19 protein-coding genes and 1 pseudogene are annotated in these 23,154 nt (G+C 69.1%); 5 read left to right on the top strand and 15 right to left on the bottom strand.

Going from position 1 to position 23,154, the window contains the following annotated elements; translation table 11 throughout:
- Nucleotides 1-51: 51 nt before the first annotated feature.
- Complete coding sequence (locus QFZ67_RS34235) at nucleotides 52-1,740, bottom strand: LuxR family transcriptional regulator (protein ID WP_307664911.1); 1,689 nt, start codon at nucleotides 1,738-1,740, stop codon at nucleotides 52-54.
- A gap of 186 nt (nucleotides 1,741-1,926) precedes the next feature.
- Between QFZ67_RS34235 and QFZ67_RS34230 the strand changes: the two genes are divergently transcribed.
- Both QFZ67_RS34230 and QFZ67_RS34225 read left to right on the top strand, forming a co-directional pair.
- Nucleotides 1,927-2,409 carry an Lrp/AsnC family transcriptional regulator gene (locus QFZ67_RS34230; RefSeq protein ID WP_307664910.1) on the top strand — a complete coding sequence of 161 codons (483 nt, stop codon included), beginning with the start codon at nucleotides 1,927-1,929 and terminating at the stop codon, nucleotides 2,407-2,409.
- 25 nt (nucleotides 2,410-2,434) lie between these two features.
- Nucleotides 2,435-3,115 (top strand): HAD family phosphatase, encoded by a 681-nt coding sequence (locus QFZ67_RS34225; RefSeq protein WP_307664909.1) that lies wholly within the window; start codon nucleotides 2,435-2,437, stop codon nucleotides 3,113-3,115.
- Between the two features lie 45 nt (nucleotides 3,116-3,160).
- Here the strand turns inward: QFZ67_RS34225 and QFZ67_RS34220 are convergent, their stop codons facing one another.
- Nucleotides 3,161-4,612, bottom strand: coding sequence for an APC family permease (locus tag QFZ67_RS34220; RefSeq protein ID WP_307664908.1), 1,452 nt, complete (start codon nucleotides 4,610-4,612; stop codon nucleotides 3,161-3,163).
- A 332-nt stretch (nucleotides 4,613-4,944) separates the two neighbouring features.
- Here QFZ67_RS34220 and QFZ67_RS34215 point away from each other — a divergent pair, with 332 nt between their 5' ends.
- A complete protein-coding gene (locus tag QFZ67_RS34215; RefSeq protein WP_307664907.1) occupies nucleotides 4,945-7,446 on the top strand; it encodes a SpoIIE family protein phosphatase in 2,502 nt (833 codons plus the stop codon).
- On the opposite strand, the pseudogene QFZ67_RS34210 reads toward QFZ67_RS34215, so the two are convergent.
- A pseudogene (locus QFZ67_RS34210) lies at nucleotides 7,435-7,911 on the bottom strand (acetoacetate decarboxylase family protein); the annotation flags it as partial. The gene QFZ67_RS34215 and the pseudogene QFZ67_RS34210 sit on opposite strands and share 12 nt — an antisense overlap.
- 29 nt (nucleotides 7,912-7,940) lie before the next feature.
- Nucleotides 7,941-8,513, bottom strand: a complete 573-nt coding sequence (locus QFZ67_RS34205; protein ID WP_307666073.1) for a MarR family winged helix-turn-helix transcriptional regulator — start codon at nucleotides 8,511-8,513, stop codon at nucleotides 7,941-7,943.
- A 299-nt stretch (nucleotides 8,514-8,812) separates the two neighbouring features.
- Here QFZ67_RS34205 and QFZ67_RS34200 point away from each other — a divergent pair, with 299 nt between their 5' ends.
- Nucleotides 8,813-10,168, top strand: a complete 1,356-nt coding sequence (locus tag QFZ67_RS34200; RefSeq protein ID WP_307664906.1) for a glutamine synthetase family protein — start codon at nucleotides 8,813-8,815, stop codon at nucleotides 10,166-10,168.
- 22 nt (nucleotides 10,169-10,190) lie between these two features.
- Here QFZ67_RS34200 and QFZ67_RS34195 read toward each other — a convergent pair whose 3' ends face one another.
- The 4 genes from QFZ67_RS34195 to QFZ67_RS34180 form a co-directional block, all read right to left on the bottom strand.
- Nucleotides 10,191-10,862, bottom strand: a complete 672-nt coding sequence (locus QFZ67_RS34195; RefSeq protein WP_307664905.1) for a class F sortase — start codon at nucleotides 10,860-10,862, stop codon at nucleotides 10,191-10,193.
- A gap of 147 nt (nucleotides 10,863-11,009) precedes the next feature.
- Nucleotides 11,010-12,077 carry a hypothetical protein gene (locus QFZ67_RS34190; RefSeq protein WP_307664904.1) on the bottom strand — a complete coding sequence of 356 codons (1,068 nt, stop codon included), beginning with the start codon at nucleotides 12,075-12,077 and terminating at the stop codon, nucleotides 11,010-11,012.
- 274 nt (nucleotides 12,078-12,351) lie between these two features.
- Nucleotides 12,352-13,902, bottom strand: coding sequence for a DEAD/DEAH box helicase (locus tag QFZ67_RS34185; RefSeq protein WP_307664903.1), 1,551 nt, complete (start codon nucleotides 13,900-13,902; stop codon nucleotides 12,352-12,354).
- A 272-nt stretch (nucleotides 13,903-14,174) separates the two neighbouring features.
- Nucleotides 14,175-14,378: a cold-shock protein gene (locus tag QFZ67_RS34180; protein WP_307664902.1), complete on the bottom strand. Its 204-nt coding sequence runs from the start codon at nucleotides 14,376-14,378 to the stop codon at nucleotides 14,175-14,177.
- Between the two features lie 413 nt (nucleotides 14,379-14,791).
- Between QFZ67_RS34180 and QFZ67_RS34175 the strand changes: the two genes are divergently transcribed.
- On the top strand, nucleotides 14,792-16,474 hold the full coding sequence (locus tag QFZ67_RS34175) for a CocE/NonD family hydrolase (RefSeq protein ID WP_307664901.1): 1,683 nt from the start codon (nucleotides 14,792-14,794) through the stop codon (nucleotides 16,472-16,474).
- A 103-nt stretch (nucleotides 16,475-16,577) separates the two neighbouring features.
- Here QFZ67_RS34175 and QFZ67_RS34170 read toward each other — a convergent pair whose 3' ends face one another.
- The 7 genes from QFZ67_RS34170 to QFZ67_RS34140 all read right to left on the bottom strand — a co-directional run bounded on the left by QFZ67_RS34170 (nucleotide 16,578) and on the right by QFZ67_RS34140 (nucleotide 23,107).
- Nucleotides 16,578-17,369, bottom strand: coding sequence for a DUF429 domain-containing protein (locus tag QFZ67_RS34170; protein WP_307664900.1), 792 nt, complete (start codon nucleotides 17,367-17,369; stop codon nucleotides 16,578-16,580).
- A 195-nt stretch (nucleotides 17,370-17,564) separates the two neighbouring features.
- Entirely contained in the window at nucleotides 17,565-18,602 is a 1,038-nt protein-coding gene (locus QFZ67_RS34165; RefSeq protein WP_307664899.1) for a phosphotransferase family protein, read from the bottom strand.
- Nucleotides 18,595-19,377: an SDR family oxidoreductase gene (locus tag QFZ67_RS34160; RefSeq protein ID WP_307664898.1), complete on the bottom strand. Its 783-nt coding sequence runs from the start codon at nucleotides 19,375-19,377 to the stop codon at nucleotides 18,595-18,597. Before QFZ67_RS34160 ends, QFZ67_RS34165 begins: the two co-directional genes overlap by 8 nt.
- 1 nt (nucleotide 19,378) lies before the next feature.
- Nucleotides 19,379-20,608 (bottom strand): acyl-CoA dehydrogenase family protein, encoded by a 1,230-nt coding sequence (locus QFZ67_RS34155; protein ID WP_307664897.1) that lies wholly within the window; start codon nucleotides 20,606-20,608, stop codon nucleotides 19,379-19,381.
- Nucleotide 20,609: 1 nt separating this feature from the next.
- Entirely contained in the window at nucleotides 20,610-21,407 is a 798-nt protein-coding gene (locus tag QFZ67_RS34150; protein ID WP_307664896.1) for an enoyl-CoA hydratase-related protein, read from the bottom strand.
- Nucleotides 21,404-21,691 (bottom strand): SDR family NAD(P)-dependent oxidoreductase, encoded by a 288-nt coding sequence (locus QFZ67_RS34145; protein ID WP_307664895.1) that lies wholly within the window; start codon nucleotides 21,689-21,691, stop codon nucleotides 21,404-21,406. The genes QFZ67_RS34150 and QFZ67_RS34145 overlap by 4 nt, the downstream gene beginning before the upstream one ends.
- Nucleotides 21,692-22,225: 534 nt before the next feature.
- Nucleotides 22,226-23,107: a TetR/AcrR family transcriptional regulator gene (locus tag QFZ67_RS34140; protein WP_307664894.1), complete on the bottom strand. Its 882-nt coding sequence runs from the start codon at nucleotides 23,105-23,107 to the stop codon at nucleotides 22,226-22,228.
- Nucleotides 23,108-23,154 lie beyond the last annotated feature (47 nt).

Here is a 23,154-nt window from a genome sequence, read left to right as displayed (position 1 = left end):
CGCCGAAGCGCGCATGGGCAGAACAGCCCATGCGCCGCATCGCGTACGGGATCACGCAAGGCCGTGCGTGTACGCGTACGCCGTGGCAGCAGCCCTCGACGACACATCGAGCTTCGCGAAGATGTTGCTGAGGTGCCGGGCGACGGTGTGCTCGCTGATCACCAGCTCGGAGGCGATGGACCGGTTGGTCCTGCCTGCGGCGACGAGGCGCAGCACTTGGACCTCACGCTCGGTGAGCTCGCCGGGGAGCCGATGTTGCACAGCGCTGAGCAGGGCCGCCGCCCGCCGCGCATCGGGCACTGCGCCCAGCCGCCCGAAGACCGTCTGCGCGGCTTGGAGTTCCAGCCGTGCGCCTTCGTCGTCCCCCGCGGCGCGGTCGGCAGCGGCGAGGGTCATACGGACCTGCGCCGCCTCGTACGGGACTCCCAGTTCCAGCCACAGCGACAGCGCCCGGTGCAGCAGGGGCAGCGCACGCTCGAGGTCACGGTCGGCGAATGCCACCGCGCCGCCCGCCGCCGCGGCGGTCGCATGCAGCACCGTGCTCTCGGACTCGCGCCGCTGCTGCCACTCGCGAGCGGCCGACTCCAGTTCGTCCGCTGCCGTACGTGCCTGGTCGAGCTGTCGGAGGGCGAGCGAGACCTCGACCTGGGCCGCCAGCAGCCGGCAGCGCCCGAGGCGGCCAGGGCCTCCGCCACCATCGTCCCCACCGTCCTCGGCGGCCAGTGCGAGCCGCAGGGCGGCAGCGGAGGAGTCGGCCTTGCCCTGAGCCAGGCGCAGCAGCGCGAGGCCCGGCTGCGGGGCGCGGCCGAGCTCGTGCGCGCGGTCGTACGATGCCTCGGCCTCGGCCAGCTCGCCGCGCCGCCGCTGGATACCTCCGGTCAGGTAGAAAGCCTCCGCGGCGATCCTCGCCTCATAGGGCAGCAGCTCCCTGCAGGTGAGGGCGGCCTCGGTCTCCGCCTGGGGCCAGTCACCGCACAGCTCCAGCACCTCCACCCGGTGCACCCGGCACAGACCCCGGAAGTTGTTCTCATCAGGCATCGACGCGCACCAGGTCATGGCGGCGTCGGTCCACTCGACGGCTCGTTCCAGGTCGGCCGAGGCCATGCACTGCTGGAGTCCCAGGCAGTAGATCCACCCGGTGAAGAACGAGCTGAGCTCGCCCGCCATGGCCGAGCACATGGCGTCGTCGAGCAGTGCGAGCCCGCCGGCGACCCGCCCCTGGGCGAGCAGCACGCTCGCCCGCGCCTGGGTGCTCATGGCGAGGAGATCCACGCTGCCGCAGCGCCGCGCGATGCCGGCCATGCGATGGGCGCAGCTCATGGCCTCGTCGAACGCGCCACGCTGCTGTGCCTCTTCTGCTTCGACCCAGGCGAGATAGCACTGCTCGACACACTCGGGCTCGCTGCTGAGGTGCTGCCGGGACCGGCGCAGCCAGCCGGCGGCCGCGGCCGTACGTCCCGCCAGCTGGTACTCGTAGAAGAGCATCCAGGCGCTGAATCCGGCCTGCCGGGCGGCGCCCGTCGCCACGTAGCCGGAGTAGGCCTTTGTCCGCGCTGTGATCGATTCCTCGACGCGGCTGGTCCACCAGGCGGCATCGGCGAGTGCGGCGAGGTCGTCGGAGGTCATCCGGTCGAGGTCGAGGTCGCGCAGGGCGGCATAGGCATCGGCCCATGCCTCGCGGGCGACAGCGTCCCTCGCCTGCTCGATCGCCCGTTCGGTGCCGGTGATCTGCTCAGCCACCGCGGCTCCCTTCCCGCTCTCCGCGAGCCGGACCACCCCTCACCAGGATAGGAGCGGGCAGCTCCGACGGGCGATGAACATCCCCTTCGCGCGTCCCTCCGCACAGTGGCTCAACTCGATCGACGCAGACTGGCCATTGGTACAGTCATGCAGCGGAGTACCGGACCAGAAGGAGGCCAGCGGACCATGGCGGTGGACGCCCTCGACACCCGCATCCTGCGGCTGATGATCGAGCAGCCGCGCACCAGCGTTCGCGAGTACGCCCGGATCCTGGGCATCGCCCGCGGCACCGTGCAGGCCAGGATCGACCGGCTCGAGCGGGACGGCGTGATCACGGGCATGGGGCCGCACCTCTCCCCCGCGGCCCTCGGACACCCCGTCCTCGCCTTCGTCCATATCGAGGTCACCCAGGGTCATCTGGACGAGGTCGGCGACGCGCTCGCGGCCGTACCGGAAATCATCGAGGCGTTCTCGATCACCGGCGGCGGGGATCTGCTGACCCGGGTCGCCGCGCGCGACAACGGACATCTCGAAGACGTCATCCAGCGGCTGATCCAACTGCCGGGCGTGGTGCGCACGCGCACCGAGATGGCGCTCCGCGAGCGCGTGCCGCACCGGCTGCTGCCGCTGGTCGAGTCGGTGGGCAGGACGGCCGGCACCTCACGCTGAGCCGCGCCTTGGCATGCTGGACCGCATGAGCAATTCGCGCACCCCTTCGGTCATCTTCGATCTCGACGGCACACTCGTGGACAGCGAGCCGAACTACTACGAGGCGGGGCGCCGGCTCCTGGCCCAGCACGGCGTGCCGGACTTCACCTGGGAGCACCACACGCGCTTCATCGGCATCAGCACGCGGGAGACGCTGGAGATTCTGCGCGCGGAGTACGGGATCGAGGCGCCGATCGACGAGTTGCTGGCCGGGAAGAACCGGAACTATCTGGAGCTGGCGCGCGCCTCGACGGAGGTCTTCCCCGAGATGCGGAAGTTCGTGGAACTGCTGCACACGGAGGGAGTGCCGATGGCGGTGGCATCCGGCTCGTCCCTCGCCGCCATCGAGGCGGTGCTGGCGGGCACCGGCCTTGACGCGTTCATTCCGACGGTCGTCTCCGCCGAGCAGGTCGCGCAGGGCAAGCCGGAGCCCGGCATCTTCCTGGAGGCCGCGCGCCGCCTGGGGGCCCGTCCGGGCGACTGCGTGGTACTGGAGGACGCGCCTCCGGGCGCGGCGGCCGCGCAGGCGGCCGGCATGCGCTGCATCGCCATTCCCTACGTGCCCGCGACGGCCGACGACCCGGCGTTCCGGGCGGCGGGGCTGCTCTTCGCGGGCGGGCAGGGCGAGTTCACGGCGCGGGCCGCGTACGACTGGCTCGTCGCGTAGCGGGGCGGCCGGTGCCCGCACCTGCGGAACCTCGGCGGAGGCGGGCTACGGCTCGAGGCTCGCCGACGCCCGCGGTGCCCTCAGGAAGCCTGCCGACAACGCCACCGCGATGGCGCAGATCGCGGTCCACGCGGCCAAGATGGTGGGCGCCGGCACCTCGTAGACGGCGCCGAACAGCGCACCGCCGGTGACCGCCATACCGACGAGGGAACTCACCCACACCAGAGGCCTGTTCACATGGTCGCGCAGCCCGCGCGGTGCGCCGAGGCACATGGCGAAGTAGATGGCGGCCAGGCTGAAGACGCCGAAGGCGGACAGCCAGGCGAACCAGCTGACATGGTCCGGGAGTCCCCGTACGGCGACAGCACCCCCGAAGACCTGGCTGACCAGGATGGTGGCGAGATAGACGACGCCGACCACGCTCGTGCCGCCGACCGGGGTGCCCCGGCGTGCACTCACCTTGCCGAGCCGCTGCGGCAGCCAGCCATCGCGGGACATCGTCAGCACACCGCGGGTGACCGAGACCGAGACGCCGATGTACACGGCGAGCATGTCCAGCACGATGACGAGTTCGACGAGCCGTGCGACCCACGGGGCGCCGAACGCTCCGGGCGAGGCCAGGGCGACGAGCGGGGCTCCGGCGCTGTCGGCCACGGCGTCGACGCTGAAGTGGAAGCCGGCGATCTGCGCGTAGCAGCCGAGCAGAAAGAAGACCGCGGCGGCGAGCAGGGAGATCAGCACGGCTTGGGGGATGAACCGCTCGGGCTCGGCGGTCTCCTCGGCGAGGTTGGCCGCGGCCTCGAAGCCGGTGAAGAGCAGCACACCGTAGATGACGGAGAAGGCGATGCCGCCCCAGCCCTGCGCCGAGCTGGAGGGATTGAAGGCGGACAGGCTGTTGTCGCCACCGACCTTGACGATCACGTAGATGAAGAAGATGGCGAGCACGCCGATGGAGACGAGCGCGAGCACCAGCTGGACCCTGACCGAGACCTGGACGCCGATGTGCACGATGGTGAGGAGAACGGCGAGCAGGAGCAGCTGCCAGGCCCAGACGGGCAGGGCGGCGACGCCGAACTCGGCCTTGAGGACATCGTGCAGCGTGCCGCCGATGAGGACGGCGATGGCCGCCCCCAGGACGAGAACGCCCAGGTAGTAGACATAGCCCGCGGCGGCGCCGATGCGGGTGCCGAGGCCTGAGGTGACGTAGTCGTACAGCGAGCCGGCTGTCCGGGTGCGGCGCGCGTAGGCGGAGACGATCCAGCCGACGCCGAGCATCCCGACGGTGCCCAGGAGTACGGCGAGCGGCGCGGCACCGCCGGCGCCCTTGCCGGTGGCGGTGGTGATGCCGACGAGCATCGGCAGCAGAAAGGACACCGCGAAAGCGGGGCCCATGAAGCCGACGGACTGAGCGACCACGTCGACGAGCGACAGCGAGCCGGGCGGTCTGCCGGGCTGGGCTTCGGTACCGGGTGATGACCGTGCGATGCGGCGCGACATCAATCGCTCCAGGGGGAGTGGCCCCGCGGCCAGGCGGCGACGGAACGGCGATGACAGAGGGAGTGGCCTGTTCACACCCTTACCAGGAGGCCAACCGGAATATGGCGGGTCAAGCCTCCCGCGTGGCGGGTTCGTCGGCGTCGCGCGGCGGCCGGTTGGCGTCGTGCCGGCGAGCCGAGCCTCTTCGAGGCGCTCATCGGGGAAACACGCCGCCGGTAGCCCCCAGGCCCGCCCCCTCCGAGCAGGCTGCACCAGAAGTTGACCAAAGAGATAATTACGCCAGGACCCGGAGAAGTGAGCGCCTGCCACAGATCAAGAAGTGGGGCGGAGCAATGCACGACCCCGTATTCCACGACGCTTCCGGCGTGCTGTCGGAACCAGACGACGATGCCTATGCCGTCCTGGATGTGCATGGTGTGCTGCTGAGCTGGAGCCCGGGGGCGGAGCGCCTGCTCGGCTACACGGCCCAGGAGGTCCAGGGGTGGCGTGGGACTGATCTGCTGCACAACCGCTCGGACGCCGCCGGACTCGTAGCACGGTGTGGGCTGGATGAAGTCATCCAGCTGGGGCAGGCGGTCCTGCGGCACCGGCGCGGGCACGGAGTCGTGGTCGCGTTGCAGGCACGTCCCCTGGAGTCCACACCCGGTGACCGGCAGTGGCTGATCCGGGTGACGGATGCCGAGGCAACGAGACGGCAGGAACTCGGCGACGCGCTCCTGAGGGGACTGTTCACCGAATCGCCCTTCCTCATCGATGTCTTCGACAGGCAGTTGCGCTTCGTGGCGCAGAACGATGCGCAGCGTCGCACCACGGGATTCGTGGCCACAGAGTTCACCGGGCGCACGATGTCCGAGGTGGCGCCTCCCGGGCTGCTGGACATGGCGGCACTCGAGGCCCGGCAGCGGCAGGTTCTGGAGAGCGGTGAGGCTCAGATCCAGACGGAGGTGCGTGGCCGCACACCCGACGACCCCGACCGTGAGCACGTCTGGTCCGAGTCCATCCTTCCGCTCCGGAGCCGGTCCGGGGAGGTGATCGCGCTGGCGCACGCGGTGGCCGATACGACGGAACGGGCCAGGGCACGGGAGCGGTTGGCGCTGGTGAACGATGCGAGTACGCGCATCGGCAGCACCCTGGACGTGCTGCGGACCGCGCAGGAACTCGTTGATGTGGCCGTCCCGCAGTTCGCCGACCACGCCTACGTCAACCTGCTGGACCCGGTCTTCGGCGGCGAAGACCCGGTGGCCGAACCCGTCGGCGAGGCCGTGCCGCTGCGCCGTGCGGCGAGCTCCCCACCCGCCGGGGCGTCGGCGGACCCGGTGGTCGCGACCGGCGATGTCGACCCTTTCGCTTCGGGAGTGGGATCCCTGTTCGCCGGAGCCATGACGAGCGGCGAGCCCCTCCTGCTGACAGGGGAGCAACTGGCCACCGAGCTCGCTCCGGTCGATCCCCGGCGTGCCGCGCTGATCCATGAACACGGAGTCCACTCGTGGCTGCTGGTGCCGATGTCCGCACGCGGTGCCGTACTCGGCGCGGTGGTCTTCATCCGCTGCAGGCGCGCCCACGGGTTCGAGACGGACGATGTTCTGCTGTCCGAGGAAATCGTGGCGCGTGCTGCCGTCTGCATCGACAACGCACGCCGGTACACCCGGGAGCGGGCGACGGCTTTGGCGCTCCAACGCAGCCTGCTGCCCCAGCGTATGCCGGTGGTCGGCGCCGTGGAGGCGGTGTCCCGCTACCTGCCGGCGAGTGGCCATACGGTGCCGGGGGGTGCCTGGTTCGACGTGATCCCGCTGTCGGGCGCGCGGGTAGCGCTGGTGGTAGGGGATGTGAAGGGGCACGGCCTGCACTCGGCGGTAACCATGGGGCGGTTGCGTACCGCGGTACGGACGCTCGCGGACCTCGATCTGTCGCCCGCGGAGGTGCTTACGCATCTCGACGACCAGGTCAGCCGGTTCCAGGACGAGCACGTCGAGGGGCTTACGGGCAAGGCCGCCGGCACGACGTGTGTGTTCGCGGTCTTCGATCCGATCTCACGGCTGTGCGTGGTGGCACGGGCGGGTCATCCGCCGCCCGCTCTGGCGACGGCTGACGGCAAGGTCGAGGTTCTCGATCTGCCCGGCGGACCTCCTCTCGGGCTCGGCGGAGCTCCGTTCGAGAGCGGCGAGATAACTCTGACCGACAGGGATCTGCTCGTGCTGTACTCCGACGGTCTGGTGAAGTCGCGGGACCAGAGCATCGATGTGGGTATCGGACGACTGCGCGAGGCATTGTCCGACGCCCAACTCGCCCCGCTTGCCGGTCTGTCCCGTCCCGGACACGGGCTCGATGATGTCTGCGACACGGTGATCGGCCGACTGATGCCGTACCGCCCGAACGACGACGTGGCACTCCTGGCGGTACGTGTACGCGAACTGGATCCGGACCATCACGTCACCTGGGAACTGCCGCCCGAACCCGAGGTCGTGGGCCGGGCCCGCACGCTCGCGGCCCGCAAGCTGGCCGACTGGGGCCTGGAGGAGCTGGAGTTCACCACAGAACTGGTGGTCAGCGAACTGGTCACCAACGCCATCCACTACGGAACTCCGCCGATCCGGTTGCGGCTGATCCGCGACCGCAACCTGGTCTGCGAGGTCTCCGACGGCAGCAGCACCTCCCCCCACGTCCGGCGCGCGCTGGACACCGACGAAGGAGGACGCGGGCTGTTCATGGTCGCGCAGGTCGCCCAGCTCTGGGGCACCCGCCACCACGACCGTGGCAAGACCATCTGGGCCGAGCAGCCCTTCCCCGACGGCGACCGTGCCTTCACCACGGACCTGCGGGACTCACCCGTGTGAGCAGCCACCCGTGCCGCCGTCCCAGAGCACACTCCCCCCTGTCGGCAGTAAGCGCCGATCAGCTCCCGCACCTCCAACCGGGCCGGCTCTTCGGTCGGAGCTTCAAAGAGTGTCAGGTCCGCGTCGGCAGCCCATGCCTGGTCCGCCTCGAAGGACGCCGCACGGGTCTCGATCAGCTCGTCCAGCGCCAGGCCCTTGCCCTTCTCGATCGACGGCAGCCAGCGGTGATGGGCCATCGGATGGCCGTTCACGAAGCCGTTGCCCACGGCCGGCTCCCGAAGTGTCACAACCGCCTCGGCCGGCCGCCGGCGGCGGCGGCGAGAGTGGCCCCGAAGGACGAGCCGGCCTCGATCCGCGGCGCGGGCCCGTACGGATGGGGACGCGTCCTGTGGATCGAGCCGAGCTTCTTCGGGTAGCCCTGGTGGAAGCCGCGTGCGATGGCGAAGCCTTGTCCACCCAGATGTACCCAAAGGCGCCGAGAAGCCGATGGAGGTTCAGGCCCGAGGCCGCCGGCCAGAGCGCCTCGGCGCGGGCTCCGCCCCGCCCAGCAACTCCTGGCGCCGCTCCTCCCCGCGCTCCTCGAGCTGGGCGACGATGGCCCGCAGCCCGTCCGCGAGTCGCAGGCACTCCTCGGCACTGAGCCGCGAGGCCACGAAGGCCTCCTCCTCATTGAACGCCGGGAAGAGCCTCTCCATGAGTGCCTCCCCTTCCTGGGTCAGCGCGAGCAGCACCCGTCGGCCGTCCTCGGGATAGGGCGCTCGAGAAACCAGGCCCCTCGACTCCAGGGTCCGGGCGACGCCGGTGAGGGTGCCTTTGGTGATTCCCGCCTCCTCGGCCACATGGCGGGTCTCCGTCTCGCCCCAGATCCACAGCACCCACAGCACCACGAAGCCCGTCCAGGTCAGCTCGGCGGGGCGCAGCACCGAGTTCTCCAGGTGCTGCCGGACGGCGGCTGCCGCACGGTGGATGTTGGCGACGGCCGCCATCTGTTCCCGCTGCAGCCGGAAGTCGCCGAGCTTCGCCTGGACGGCCTTCTCGGTCTCGATGATGGATCGGCGGCCGGACACGGTCTCCCCCTCGGTCGGGGTGGGGGTGGCTCGCACGCCGTCCCACCTCGTTCGTTTGCCCCCAAACCTTACGCCCCCACCCCTTTTTTGCGCGGGCTCCGCAGGCGCCGATCCCCCTCGACGCACAGGCGATTTGCAGGCGGACTCTTGCGGCGAAGCCGCCCTGTCGCATCGTTTGGATTCAAACGAATATCGGCGGCCTTCCGCAGTCCGCCCAAGGCACAGATCGCATGTGCACCATGGTGATACGGGTTCCACACGTACCGCCACGCCTTGCCCGTACCCCCAGGAGACCGACGGTGAGCACTGATCAGTCCGGACAGATCCAGCAGAAGATCGAGGCGCTCGCCGCCCAGGGCATTGACGTCGTGCGCATCGTCTACCCCGACCTCATGGGTTCCGACCGCGGCCGGGACATCCTGCTCCACCACCTGCCCAATGCGACCGGCCACGGCCTGGCCTTCTGCCGCGCGATCTACCACACCGGCGCTCTGGGCGACCACTCCGACATCCCTGGCGGGCTGGACGCCGGAATGCCCGACATCGCCGTACGACCCGACCTGAGCACCCTTGTCCCACTCCCCTGGGAACCCGGGGTGGCCTGGTGCATCGGCGACGCCCGCGACCCCGAGACCGGCCTGCCCGCCCCGGAATCACCCCGCGACCTGTTGCGCCGGGTCACCGGACAGCTGGCCGAGAGCGGGCTCACGGCTGTCATCGGCCCCGAGCTGGAATACGTCTTGCTCGACCCCGCCCCGGACTCCCCCACCGGCTGGCGCCGCTACGCCGCCACCCCCGGCAATGTCTACACCGTCGGGCGCAAGGGCGACCCGGACGGACACCTGTTGCGGACGCTGCGCCACCTGCACGACCTCGGCATCGGCGTCAGCGGCGGCAACCGGGAGTACGACAGCGGGCAGTTCGAGATCAACCTCGACCACTCCGAGGCCCTGGACGCCGCCGACCGGGCCTTCCGCTTCAAGGCCGCTGTCAAGGAACTCGCCCGCGCCGAGGGCCGGTTGGCGACCTTCATGGCGAAACCCCTCAATGACGGGGGCGGTTCCGGCTTCCATCTGCACATCTCCGTGGTCGACCCGGAAGGACGCAACGTCTTCGACGCGCCCGGACAGCCCTTCGGACTGTCCGACACAGCCCGCCACGCCATCGCCGGTCTGCTCGCCCACGCCCCCGCACTCGCAGCACTGTTCAACCCCACGATCAACTCCTACAAGCGCTTCGGCCCCGACACCACTGCGCCCTGGCTGATCGACTGGGGACTGGACCACCGCGGTGCCATGGTGCGGATCCCGCCCGAGCGCGGCAGCGCCGCCCGCCTGGAAATGCGCCTCGGCGACGCCACCGCCAACCCCTACCTCGCCATCGCCGGCCTGGTCGCCGCCGTCCAGCTGGGCATCCGGTCCGGGGCCGAGCCACCCGCCCCGACCGGCGGCTACGGCTACGATCCGACCGGCGCCCCCAAGCTGCCGACAAGTCTCGGCGAAGCCCTCGACGCTCTCGAAGGCGACCACGAACTCACCGAAGTGCTTGGCAAACCCTTTGTCGACGCCTTCCTGATCTTCAAGCGCGACGAGCTGGCCCGCTTTGGGCGGCATGTCACCGACTGGGAGTTCCGCGAGTACGCCCAGCTGCTCTGAAGCGATGCTCCGGGGCAGCGGTTCAGGCGCGTTTGGTGGAGTCGAGGTGGGCGAACACCACCACGTTGTCCGTGTAGTCCTTCGCCTTCTTGTCGTAGTCGCCTCCGCAGGTGATCAGACGCAGCTGCGGGGAGGGGGTGTCGGCGTAGACCCGCTCATTGGGGAAGCGCGCCTTGCTGAAGGTTTCGACGGAGTCGACCTTGAACGTGGCGACGGTGCCGTCTTCGCGGGTGATGTCGACCTTGCTTCCGGGCTTGAGCAGGCTGAGCTGCAGGAATACGGCAGGGCCGGTCTTGGTGTCGACGTGGCCCGCGACAATTGAGGTGCCGCGCTCGCCGGGTGTGACACCCTCCTGGAACCAGCCGACCAGATTGTTGTCGTCTGCTGGTGGTGCGTCCAGCTGTCCGGATGGGCCGATGGACAACGCTGTGAAGGGCGCGTCGACGGCGATCTCCATGATCGAGAGCCGCGTCGGGACGGACCGGGGCAGCACCAGTTCGTCGGCAGGGGCGACAGCCCCGGGCGCGGCGGGGGCGGAAGCCACAGCGCGAGCCGGCGGCTTGAGTCCCAGCGAGGTGCCGAAGGAGTTGTAAATAAGGAGGAAACCCAGCACAACCGCCAGAGCCGGCCACAGCAGGGCACGGCCGATGGGACGGGAGGCGAGGGCGATACCGGGAGGCTGCTGGGCGGTCATGCGAGCATGCCTTTCGCGTACGAGGCGTCAGTAGGGCGCGGACAGGCGATGGAACAGGCTGCGGTGCGGGAAGGGCAATCGCCGCGGCCACCGCCCGGGAGGGGCGGCGGCCGCGACGGCAAGCGAACTGCTACAGGTTCGACCCCATCAGGCCACCGGAGTACCCGACGAGTTGCGGCGGCGCAGCTGGTACGCCCCTGCGCCGAGACCACCGAGCATCAGCACCGCGCCGGCACCCAGGCTCCCGCCGGACATGGCCAGGGCGCCGCCACCGGTGTGCACGCCACCGTTCGGCTTGTCGTGGTCACCCTTGTCGTAGTCGCCCTTCTCGGACTTGTCCCAGTCGCCCTTGCCGGACTTGTCCCAGTCGCCCTTCTCAGACTTCTCGTCCTTGTCAGACTTCTCGTCCTTGTCAGACTTCTCGTCCTTGTCAGACTTCTCGTCCTTGTCAGACTTCTCGTCCTTCTCGGACTTGTCGCCCTTCTCAGACTTGTCGCCGTAGCTGTCCTCGTCGCCCTCGGCAGGAGCCATGGCCAGGGCGCCGCCACCGGTGTGCACGCCACCGTTCGGCTTGTCGTGGCCACCCTTGTCGTAGTCGCCCTTGCCGTGGTCGCCCTTGTCGTAGTCGCCCTTGTCGTGGTCGCCCTTCTCGGACTTCTCGTCCTTGTCAGACTTCTCGTCCTTCTCGGACTTGTCGCCCTTCTCAGACTTGTCGTAGTCGCCCTTCTCGGACTTCTCGTCCTTCTCGGACTTGTCGCCCTTCTCGGACTTGTCGCCGTAGCTGTCCTCGTCGCCCTCGGCAGGAGCCATGGCCAGGGCGCCGCCACCGGTGTGCACGCCACCGTTCGGCTTGTCGTGGTCGCCCTTGTCGTAGTCGCCCTTGTCGTGGTCGCCCTTGTCGTGGTCGCCCTTCTCGGACTTGTCGTGGTCGCCCTTGTCGGACTTGTCGTAGTCGCCCTTGTCAGACTTCTCGTCCTTCTCGGACTTGTCGCCCTTCTCAGACTTGTCGTAGTCGCCCTTCTCGGACTTCTCGTCCTTCTCGGACTTCTCATCCTTCTCGGACTTGTCGCCCTTCTCGGACTCTTGGCCGTACTCGCTGGAGGAGGAGCCACTGTCGTGGTCCTCGCCCAGGGCCAGCGCATATGCGGCGGGAGAGGTGATCGCCAGGACCGCGGAGACGGCCGCCGACGCGAACAGGGTGCGGGCAGAGCGCATGAGGCACATTCCTTTCGCCGCGACTGCGACGGCCGACACTTCATCGGCTCATGGAATCGCAGGGGCGACGTGATTCACCGTTAGCCGGATTTCGCCTCCGCACCACTGGAGAGCTCCGCATTCGAGCTACACCATGGGGCCCTTCGTGTGACAACCAGCCAATAGTCACCCATTGGACGGCACGCCACGCCGAGTAGAGGTTTCATCCGTCGCAGCAACGCTCATCCGCTGACGGCGCCTCACTCTCGGCTCCTCGGAAGTGAAGTCGCGAGGACTATGCGGACCGACGGACCCGTGCGGCCCGGCGGGCCTCCGCGGTCTGGCGGGCCTCGGCGGACCGGCGGGACTCGCCACCAGAACGGCCGGGCTGACCCGGGCGGGTGCCCCGGCCGCGGAACGGGGCGCCGCCGCGCTTGGGGCGCTCCGTGACCGGCGCGCTGACGCTGATTGGGACGCCGGAGGGGGCCTGGGCGCCTGTGATGCGGCTCAGTTCGGCATCGCCGGAGCGCACCTGGGCGATCTGCGGGGTGATGCCGGCGGCGGCCATCAGGCGCGCCATCTCGCGGCGCTGGTTGGGCAGGACCAGCGTGACGACGCTTCCGGACTCACCGGCGCGGGCGGTGCGTCCGCCTCGGTGCAGGTAGTCCTTGTGGTCGCTGGGCGGGTCGACATTGACGACGAGGTCAAGGTTGTCGACATGGATACCGCGGGCCGCGACGTTGGTGGCGACCAGCACCGTGACATGACCGGTCTTGAACTGGGCCAGCGTGCGGGTGCGTTGGGGCTGGGACTTACCCCCGTGCAGTGCCGCGGCCCGTACGCCGCTGTTCAGCAGATGCTTGGTCAGCCCGTCGACCGCGTGCTTGGTGTCCAGGAACATGATCACCCGCCCGTCGCGGGCGGCGATCTCGGTGGTGGTGGCGTACTTGTCGGCACCCTGGACGTGCAGTACGTGATGCTCCATCGTGGTGACCGCGCCCGCGGCGGGGTCCACGGAGTGGACCACCGGATCGTGCAGGTAGCGGCGGACCAGGAGGTCGACATTGCGGTCCAACGTGGCCGAGAACAGCATCCGCTGACCGCCGGGGCGGACCTGGTCCAGCAGCTCGGTGACCTGCGGCATGAAGCCCATGTCCGCCATCTGGTCCGCCTCGTCCAACACGGTGATGTCCACCCGGTCCAGACGGCAGTCCTTGCGCTCGATGAGGTCCTTCAACCGGCCCGGAGTCGCAACGACGACCTCGGCCCCGGAGCGCAGCGCACCGGCCTGCCGGCCGATCGACATCCCACCGACCACCGTCGCCAGCCGCAGCTTCAACGACCGGGCGTACGGGGTCAGCGCGTCGGTCACCTGCTGCGCCAGCTCCCGGGTCGGGACGAGCACCAGAGCCAGCGGCTGACGCGGCTCCGCACGCCGGCCCGCGGTGCGCACCAGCAGTGCCAGACCGAAGGCAAGCGTCTTGCCCGACCCCGTACGCCCACGGCCCAGAACGTCCCGGCCCGCCAACGAGTTCGGCAGCGTCGCCGCCTGGATCGGAAACGGCTCGTTCATGCCGAGGCTGGTGAGCATCTCCAGCAGTTCGGCCGGCATGTCCAGTTCGCCGAAGGTCGCAGCGGCGGGGAGGGCCGGGGTGATGGTGACGGGCAGGGCGAACTCGCCCTGCGGCGCGGAGGGACGGCGCCCGTATCCGCCGGAACGGTTGCCGGGGCGGCCCTGGCCCTGGCCCTGCCCCTGCGGGCGGAACCGGGCGCCGCGGTCGGAACCGGCGGAGCCGCCCTTGCGGGGGCTGGAGTAGCGGTCGTTCGTGCGAACTGAGCGGTTCATGCAGAACCTTCCTCGATATGGCACGTATCGAGGAATTCTCGGCGGAATGGCCGAATGAATTGCAAGAACGAGCCGGATAAAAGACTGGGACGAAGCCGGCCGCACCGGCGCGGAAATAGCGGCGCCTGGCGTCAGAATTCCAGAAATCCACCGGAATGGGTGGCTGGGGCAGGCCGGAGTCGGGGTGCGGGCGGCGGGCGGACCCTGCACACAGCAACGAGCTGGGGCCCGCACCCACGGTGCGGGCCCCAGCTGCGTCGTACGCGTCAGCGTCAGGCGGGAACGATGTTCTCGGCCTGCGGGCCCTTCTGGCCCTGCGTGACGTCGAAGGAAACCTTCTGGCCCTCCTGGAGCTCACGGAAGCCCGAGGTGGCGATGTTCGAGTAGTGGGCGAAGACGTCGGGGCCGCCGCCGTCCTGCTCGATGAAGCCGAAGCCCTTTTCCGCGTTGAACCACTTCACAGTGCCAGTAGCCATATCAAATCTCCTTCGGGGCAGTGCACGGGGGTCCGCACTGCGCGAACCCGGCGTCGCCGCGATGATTACCCCGTCCGGAAAATAGCACCGGAAATACAAAAGTGCCCGACGGCATAAGGCCATCAAAGGCACTTGAAGTCTATGGGAACCACAACTGCAACTTGGATCAAGAGTAGCACGGCGCGCAAATTCTGAACATGCGGCAACGGACAGTCGCTGCCCAAGGGCGTCGGAGGCATGGGATCGCGCGATCGGCGACGTGGATGCGAGCAGGCGCCGACCCCTCCCCCTACCCGTGGGTAATTTGGCTGATCATCGTCTCACCGCGGCTGGTTCTGCACCTCTACGCTCCGATCACCGCGCCGGTGGGCGGTGCCTCCGTGGCACGACGGTCCGAGCCAGATGGAGCCCCAGTGAGACGAACGCAACGCCACGGCGGACACCGCGCCAGGGTCCGGACAACCAGTGCCGCCGTCGCCGCGGCGCTCGCTCTCGTCGGAACAATCGCCGCGGCGCCCACGTCAGCGGCCCGGGGGCCGGAGCACGCGGCAGCCCACGCCACGGCAGGACCCCTCTTCCGCCTCGCCGACATCCCGATGAAGGACGGTGTCGTCCTCAAGGCGAACGTGTTCACCCCCGCCCCCGGCACACCCGGCGCCGACGCGCACGGCCGCTACCCGGCGATCGTGCAGCCGGCCAGCTGGGGGCAGAACGACCTCGAGTACGTCCTCCAGGGCAGGAAACTCGCCGCACGCGGGTATGCCGTGGTCACCTACACCGTCCGCGGCTTCTGGCTCTCCGGAGGCGAGGTCGACGTTGCGGGACCCAAGGACGTGGCGGACATCTCGTCGGTCATCGACTGGACCATCGCCCGGACTCCGGCCGATCCGCGGCGGATTGGGATGACCGGTCTCTCCCTGGGCGGCGGCCTGACCCTGATGGGAGCTGCCGCCGACCCGCGGGTCAAAGCGGTGGCTGCGATGAGCGGTTGGGGGGACCTGGTCGACTCGCTGTACAGCGGCGAGACCCGGCATCTGCAGGCCGCCGCGGCACTCACCGCCGTAGGGGCGCCTGTCGGTCGCGAGAGCGCCGAGTTCCGGCGGATGCTGGCCAACCTCTTCGCCGACCGTGACACCCCCGACGTCATCAGATGGGCGCAGACCAGGTCCCCGGGCGCGTACGTGGACCGCATCAATGCCAACGGCACGGCCGTCTTCCTCGCCAGTGCATGGGGGGACAGCATCTTCAACCCCAGCCAGATCACCGCCTTCTATCAGAAGCTGACCGGACCCAAACGGATCGAGCTGCGTCCCGGCGACCATGCCACGCAGGAGGTCACCGGCCTGCTCGGGCTGGACAACGCCACCTGGGCGAGCGCGCTCAGCTGGTTCGACGAGCACCTCAAGGGCAGCGGCGGCACACCTCGGCCGCCGGTGGAGCTGGAAGTGCGGCCGGGCGGCGCACTCGAGACCTATCCGTCCTGGCAGGCCGTCAGTTCCCGGACCGAGCGGCTGCAGCTCGGCAGAACGAACGCCTTCGGCACCGGTGCGCTCGACAGCGGCGCGCCCTGGAGCAGCGGCAGGGCTGGGACGGGATGGCAGACGCCAGTCGTCGGCGGTACGAACTCGGGCGCCGACGGCGGCATCACCGAACTGTCCGGGCTGCTCGACCAGGTCGTCAAGCTGCCTCCCGTCGTCGTGGTCCCGTTGCTGCCCCGCTGGGCCGGAGCCGTATGGCAGTCGGCGCCGTACGCGGCCACGAAGCACATCCGCGGAACCGTCCGGCTGCACACGACCGTCACCGCATCCGCGCCGCAGGGCACGGCGATCGGCTACCTCTACGACGTGAACGCCCTCGGCGTGGGGAAACTGATCTCCCACGCTCCGCAGAGCTGGTCCGGCAGGACGCCGGGGCGGGCCTTCCCCCTCGACATCCCGTTCTTCGCCACCGCCTATGACCTGCCCGCAGGACACCGGCTGGCTCTGGTCCTGGATACCAAGGACCCGCTGTACGGCAGTCGCACACCGCTGGGCAGCAACGTGTCGTTCGGCTCGCCGGAGGACGACCCGTCCGAACTGGTGCTGCCCCTGCGCTGATCGCCGACCCGCATGGTCACGCGTCAGCCGAGGAAGCTCAGCCGCACCTGACGGTCGGCGTTGGTGTCCGCCAAACTCCGTTGGGGCAACCCCAATTCAGCCGTCAGTGGCGGAGGGCCGCCAGATCCGTACCGGGCAGGTGGATCCAGCCCTCCTGCCCAGCGGCCGCGCGCTCGTCCGGAGAACGCGGCCACAGCGTGTCCCCGACCAGGACGGCGCGAGCAACCAGGGCACAGACCAACGCGTCGAGATGGTCGTGGCTGTCGACACACTGCCCGCGCACCGGCTCGGGGAGGGCCAACCCCAAGCCCGCCTCGACCGAGCCGACGATGTGCTCTCGGACGGCACGCGCTTCGGGCGTGGCGCTCTTGTAGCTACCAGGAAGGCGGATCCCCCACCGCCGCAGTGCGGCAGCGGGGTAGACCTCGGCAATTGGTCCCGACCCGTCCCGGGGCACAGGGGCACCGATCGCCGCGAGGGCATCCAGCAGATAAGCCGCTCGCAGCGCCACGACACCCAGAAGATCGGTGGACACCGACAGCGGAGGCCGCATCGAGGTCGCCTTCCATGTGAGGTCGTCGGTGAACCTGAATCGCAGCGCATCCAGACCGGGCCTCCCGTCCGCACGCTCCTCGAACCTGACGGGAGGCGGCAGCCGCAGGCCCCGGTGGTGGGCCACGACCGTTGCCACGAAGCTCGACGGCCAGCCAAGAGGGCAGTCGAGGCCGGTCTTGTCGGCCGCCCGGACAACCGCCAGCAGATCCTCATCCCCCTCGGGCACGACGAACTCCGCCGCCAAGCCGTCCACGCCGCCCCAGAGCACCCGGCACACAGCCGTACGCCGTGCACTCGCAGCAAGGTCGACCCCGACCGTCACCGCCTGTCGTTGCCTCATGCCGCGATCCTTCCGCAGCACGCCCGTGGGCCACCGCCCCCGCGCCACAAACAGGTGCCATGCCCAGAACCCTCGGGGTCACCGATCCTGAGAATGACCGGCGCCGGCCCACGCCGGACCGGCGCGCGATTGACGGCGACAACCTTGAAGCCGTACTCCTTCGCGGCACCGGTGATCGGCGGTTACCACTCCTCCTCAGATCCCGGCTTCGTCAGCGATTCGACATGCGTTGTCCACGAGCGCATCGATGCGTTCCACGGTGGGCGTGCCTGTCGCGCTCTTGTTCTTCGGTTCATCGATCGCTCGCCTCATCACGCCCTCACCAATCACAGCCACCTTCCACAGGCCCAGCACATGCCAGAATTTCAGTGCCGCCGGGTCGCGGCCTGTTTCGGTCAGATACACCTGAGCGAGCTCGGCACGGTCCGGGAAGCCGTCGAGGACGGAGGCGGCGAAATCGCCCCCGGTCTCCTCCTCTCCCGGTTCCGGCCAGTACGCCAGCAGGCTGCCCATGTCCGCCAACGGATCCCCCAGCGTCGACAACTCCCAGTCGAGCGCCGCGGTCACCTCCCCGCTGTCGTAAGAGGTGATGACGTTGCGCAGATGGAAATCGCCGTGTACGAGCGTCAGTTCGCATTGCTCCGGGACGGCGGCGACAAGGCGCCGGGTGAGGTCCTCGAGGGCGGGCAGCTCGCGGGTCCTGGACTTCTCCCACTGGCCCGTCCACCGCTTGAGCTGACGCTGCGCATACGGCTTGTGGCTGGCCAGTCCGGTCAGCCCGGTCGCCTCGAGATCGACCGCGTGGATCTTCGCCAGCGTCCGCGGCAAGGACATCCCGATCGCCCGGCGGCGCTCAGGCGTCAACGACTGCGCGATCGGCATCGTGTCGACGACCTGGCCGTCCACGAACTCCATGAGCAGCAGTGGGACGTCGGTCACGGCGGGATCAGCGGTCAGCCCGAGCACCCGTGGGGTCGGGACGGCGGTGCCCTCCAGCGCGGTCAGAATCCGCGCCTCGCGAGCCACGTCGTGCGCCGACGCCAACAGGCGACCCAGCGGTGGGCGCCGCAGCACCCACCTGCGGCCGTCCTGGTCCCGTACCAAGTAGGTCAGATTCGACTGACCGAGCCCGATCCGGTCGAAGGTCAGTGGCCCGGCGAAGTCGACGCCGAGGGTCTCGAGCCAGCGGCTCACCGCCCCGGCGTCGACTCCGACGATGTCCGCGCTAGACACCGATGCCGGCTCCTTGCCTGAACGGGAGCGCGTCACCGAGGAGTTGCCCGCCGTCGATCACGATGGTCTCGCCGGTGATCCAACTCGCGGCGTCCGAGACGAGAAAGGCGACCGCGGAGGCGATGTCGGCAAGCTCCCCTATGCGCCCGAGCGCCGTCGAGGCAGACAGGGCCTGCTCGTGCTCCTTCCACAGCGCCTCGGCCAGCTTCGTGCGCACCAAACCCGGTGCCACCGCGTTGACGCGAACCTTCGGCGAGAGTTCCAGGGCCAGTTGCTTGGTGAGATGGATCAGTGCGGCCTTCGAGGCGTTGTACAACCCGATGTTCGCCTCGAAGGCCATGCCGCCGACCGACGCGGTGTTGACGACCGCCCCGCCGTGCTCGCCCATCCAGGCCCGCGTGGCCAGCCCCGTCCACAGGACGGGAGCCCACAGGTTCACGTCGAAGGTCTTGGCGAACCGACCGTGGTCCTGGTCGATGACCGGCCCGAAGGCCGGGTTGGTCCCCGCGTTGTTGACGAGGATGTCCAGGCTTCCGAAGCGCTCAAGCGTCAGATCCACACAGCGCTGAGCCGCCTCTTCGTCGACGGCGTGCGCACCGACGCCGACCGCTGTGCCCTTGACCTGGGCCGCGGCGGCGTCCGCCGCCTCCTGGGACCGGGAGGTGAGGACGACGTTTGCGCCGGCCGCGGCGATGGCCTGGGCGATCGCCAGCCCGATACCGCGCGAGGCGCCGGTGACGACGACGGTGCGACCGGTGAGATCGAGTCCTGCCATCTCAGCTCACCGCTGCCGTGGCCACGTCGCGGTACTGCCGCAGTTCCTGTTTGGCGATGGCCCTCTTGTGGACCTCGTCGGGACCGTCCGCCAGCCGCAACGTCCGCAGACCCGCATACATCATCGCCAACGGGAAGTCGTCCGTCACTCCTGCTCCCCCGTGCACCTGGATCGCGCGGTCGACGATCTTCAACGCGATGTTCGGGGCGGCCACCTTGATGGCCGCGATCTCGGTGCGCGCTTCCTTGTTCCCGACCGTGTCCATCAGATACGCGGCCTTGAGCGTGAGGAGGCGGATCATCTCGATGTCGATACGTGCTTCCGCTATCCAGTCCTGGACATTGGACCGTTCGGCAACCGGACTACCGAATGTCACCCGTGACTGCGCGCGCCGGCACATCAGCTCAAGCGCCCGCTCGGCCGCGCCGATCGCCCGCATGCAGTGGTGGATACGACCGGGCCCGAGCCGGGCCTGGCTGATCGCGAAGCCCTCCCCTTCGCCCTTGAGGACATCCTTGGCCGGCACCCGTACGTCGCTGAAATCGATTTCGGCGTGCCCCTCGCGGTCCTGGTAGCCGAACACCGGCAGCCCGCGCATCACCGTGACCCCGGGGGCGTCGATCGGGACGACCATCATCGACTGCTGCCGGTGCGGGGCAGCGGTGGGATCCGTCTTCCCCATGACGATGAGCACCTTGCAGTTGCGGTGCAGGGCATTGGACGCGAACCACTTACGGCCGTTGAGCACGTACTCGTCGCCGTCGCGCTCCATCCGCAACTCGATATTGGTGGCGTCGGAGCTGGCGACACGCGGCTCGGTCATCGCGAAGGCCGAGGCCATCGTCCCGTCGAGCAGGGGCTTGAGGTACTTCTCCTTGTGCTCGTCGCTGCCGAAGAGTGTGAGCACCTCCATGTTGCCGGTGTCGGGAGCGTTGCAGTTGCACGCCTCGGAGGCGATGTGGCTGCGCCCCATGATCTCCGCAAGCGGCGCGTACTCGAGATTCGTCAGCCCCGGGCCCCACTCCGCGTGCGGGTGGAAGAGGTTCCACAGTCCGCGCTTGCGCGCCTCCACCTTGAGGTCCTCGATGATCGGCGGATGGAAGTGCGGGTCACCCGACGCGCGCATCTGCTCGTCGTAGACCGCTTCAGCGGGGTAGATGTGCGAATCCATGAACTCGAGCAGATCCGCCTGGTACTTCTTGGCGCGGTCCGACGTGTCGAACAGGGACATCTCAACTCCTGACGGGTAGGGATGGAAAACTCGGTGTGCGCTTGTCGAGGTGACTGGCCACGCCTTCGACGAAGTCGGCCCCGCGGAAGGCCTGGAGCATGACGCCTTCCGCCCGGGTCACGGAATCGGCGTAGGTGCCGTCCGCGTCGTTGCGCAGCTGGCTCTTGATGGTGGCCATGGATGCCGGGGAGCAGCGCCTCGCCAGATCGGCGGCGTACGCGACAGCTGCGTCGACCACACTGCCGGTGGGGACCAGGTGGTCGAGGAGTCCGATACGAAGTGCCTCCTCGGCGTCCACCATGCGACTCGACAGCAACAGGTCCGTTGCCCGGCTGTGCCCCACCAGCCGGGGCAACAGCCAGGAGATCCCGTACTCGGCGATCAGCCCGCGCTGCGCGAAGGCCGTGGTGAACCGGGCGGAGGGCGAGCCGAAGCGGATGTCGCAGTAGAGCGCCTCCACCATGCCCAGGCCGGCGGCCACCCCGTTGACCGCACCGATCAGCGGTTTGCGCAAGGAAAGCGGCACGTCGCGCGGCCGGCGCCGCGCCCTGTCCGCCTCGGAGACCTCGCCGGCCGCCTGCAGCCGCTGGAGGTCGGCGCCGGCGCAGAATCCGCGTCCCGCGCCGGTGACCACGATGGCGCGTACGTCCGGGTCGTCCTCGGCGGCGTCGAGCAGTGTGAAGTAGCGGTTTTCGAGCTCGTCGGTCCAGGCGTTCAGCTTGGCGGGCCGGTTGAACGTGAGCACCAGCACGGGCCCGCGGTGTTCGGCGAGGACGAGTTCGTCGGGCGCGCCGGTCATGACTGCGCCAGCAGGGAGTTCTGGTAGCGGCGCATCCCGCGCAGCCACCGGTCGTAGTCCGAGCCCTTGTCCGACACGTCCGCGCCCGCGCTCACGGTGCTTCCCGGATGGTCGGCGTTGACTGACGCCGATACCGCCCGCGCGGTGTCCGCGTCGAGGTCGGCGACGACGACCCGGGCACCCTCGCGAGCGAGCCGTGCGACCAGCGCGCGGCCGATGCCGCCACCGCCACCGCCACCGCCACCGCCACCGGTGACGATGGCAACTCTTTGTGCAACGTTCACAGCGAACCTCTCCGTGGCGGGGCGTGCGGTGCCGGGCCACGACCCCCGAGATGAGGTGACCGTGGTCTCCGCCTCCTGTATAATTGAATCTGACGTCAAGTTCAACTGTCTGAGCGCATCACCACGCGGAGCAGGCCGCCTCGCCCCACTGGACTGCGGACAAAGAATTCAAGGCGGGCATCGCTGCCCTTTCGACTGTCCCAGGGGTACGAGCAGCTCACCGAACACGGCCCTGCCCGGCGGCCGTGTCGTCGCAACTGCTGACGTTCGACGGCTGCGCAACCTCGACGACGGCTACGGCCAGGTGCCGTTCCCCGCCCCTGACATGTCGGCTTACCCATCCGCCTGCGCGCGACGTCACATCCGTGGAGGAGAGGGGAATAAGAGTGGAACCCGGCGGCACCAGGGTGTGGTGAGTGAGGTGGCCGAGCGTGAAGGCTCACGCAACCTGATCCGTCGCCGGTGCGGGCGCCGGAGTCCAGGATCGTCGAACGGCAGACGGCGGGCTCCGCCCCGGCCGGCGCTACTGCCGGATCAGCGGTGGCCGGGGAACCGCAGGGCGTTCGCCCAGAGCCGGGTGACCGTGGAGACGAGCTCCTCGAAGTCCACCGGCGTACCTTCCTCTTGCCCTTCGCCGCGCACGAAGGCGCTGTAGGCCATGACGCTGACCATGCCCGACAGCGCACGGGAGGCCATCATCGGATCGACCTCACGGTCTGCGACACCCCGCGCCTGCAGGTCGGCGATGCCGCGGGCGTTGCGGTGGATGAAGGCATCCGCGCGCCGGCTTCGGAACCTACGGAACTCCGGCTCCACTTGTGCGACCTGCTCAAGCAGTGCCATCAGCTTCGCGTTCCGTCTATATGCCTCGAGATACGCGCGATTGCTCGCCTCGAGTACCGCATACGGTTCGTCGGTACCCTGCACCCGGCCCATGCCGGGGTGCATCATGTCCTCCTGCGCCTCCAGCAAGACGGCGGCAAGCACCTCTTCCTTGTTGGCGAAGTAGGTGTAGAAGGATCCCGCCGCGCATTGGGCCTCTTTGGCGATGTCGGCCAGGCGGGTGTCGAGGTAGCCGTCCCGCTCGAACACCTTCCGCGCGGCCTTCACCAAAGCGGCGCGTGTCCGCGCTCCGCGCTTTGTCGTCGGCAGCTCGCGAAGTGACGAGAGGGGCGCCATCGGCGGTGCCTTCTCGCTGTAATTCTCCTCGGGCGCGGTGGTATCCATCGCCGAAAGGGTACTTGAATCCGACGCCAGAGTCATGAATCGGCCAGGTGCGCGCGGCGCTCGCGGCACCTTGAACTCCACGACGGTCGCGAGGTCCTCCTCCAGGCGTGAGTTGGTCTTGTGCACGATGAGATTGACCGCGAACGGCGCGGACGGTGCCTCGGGATGGTCGGCGTCGTGCTTGGCCAACTCCTCCGTTATCTGCTGCGGTCATTCGCGCAGCGCCGACTGGGGCC

The organism is Streptomyces sp. V1I1 (assembly GCF_030817355.1).
GTDB lineage: Bacteria > Actinomycetota > Actinomycetes > Streptomycetales > Streptomycetaceae > Streptomyces.
Note: the sequence above shows the minus strand (reverse complement) of the source record. Positions and strands in the feature narration are given on the sequence as shown.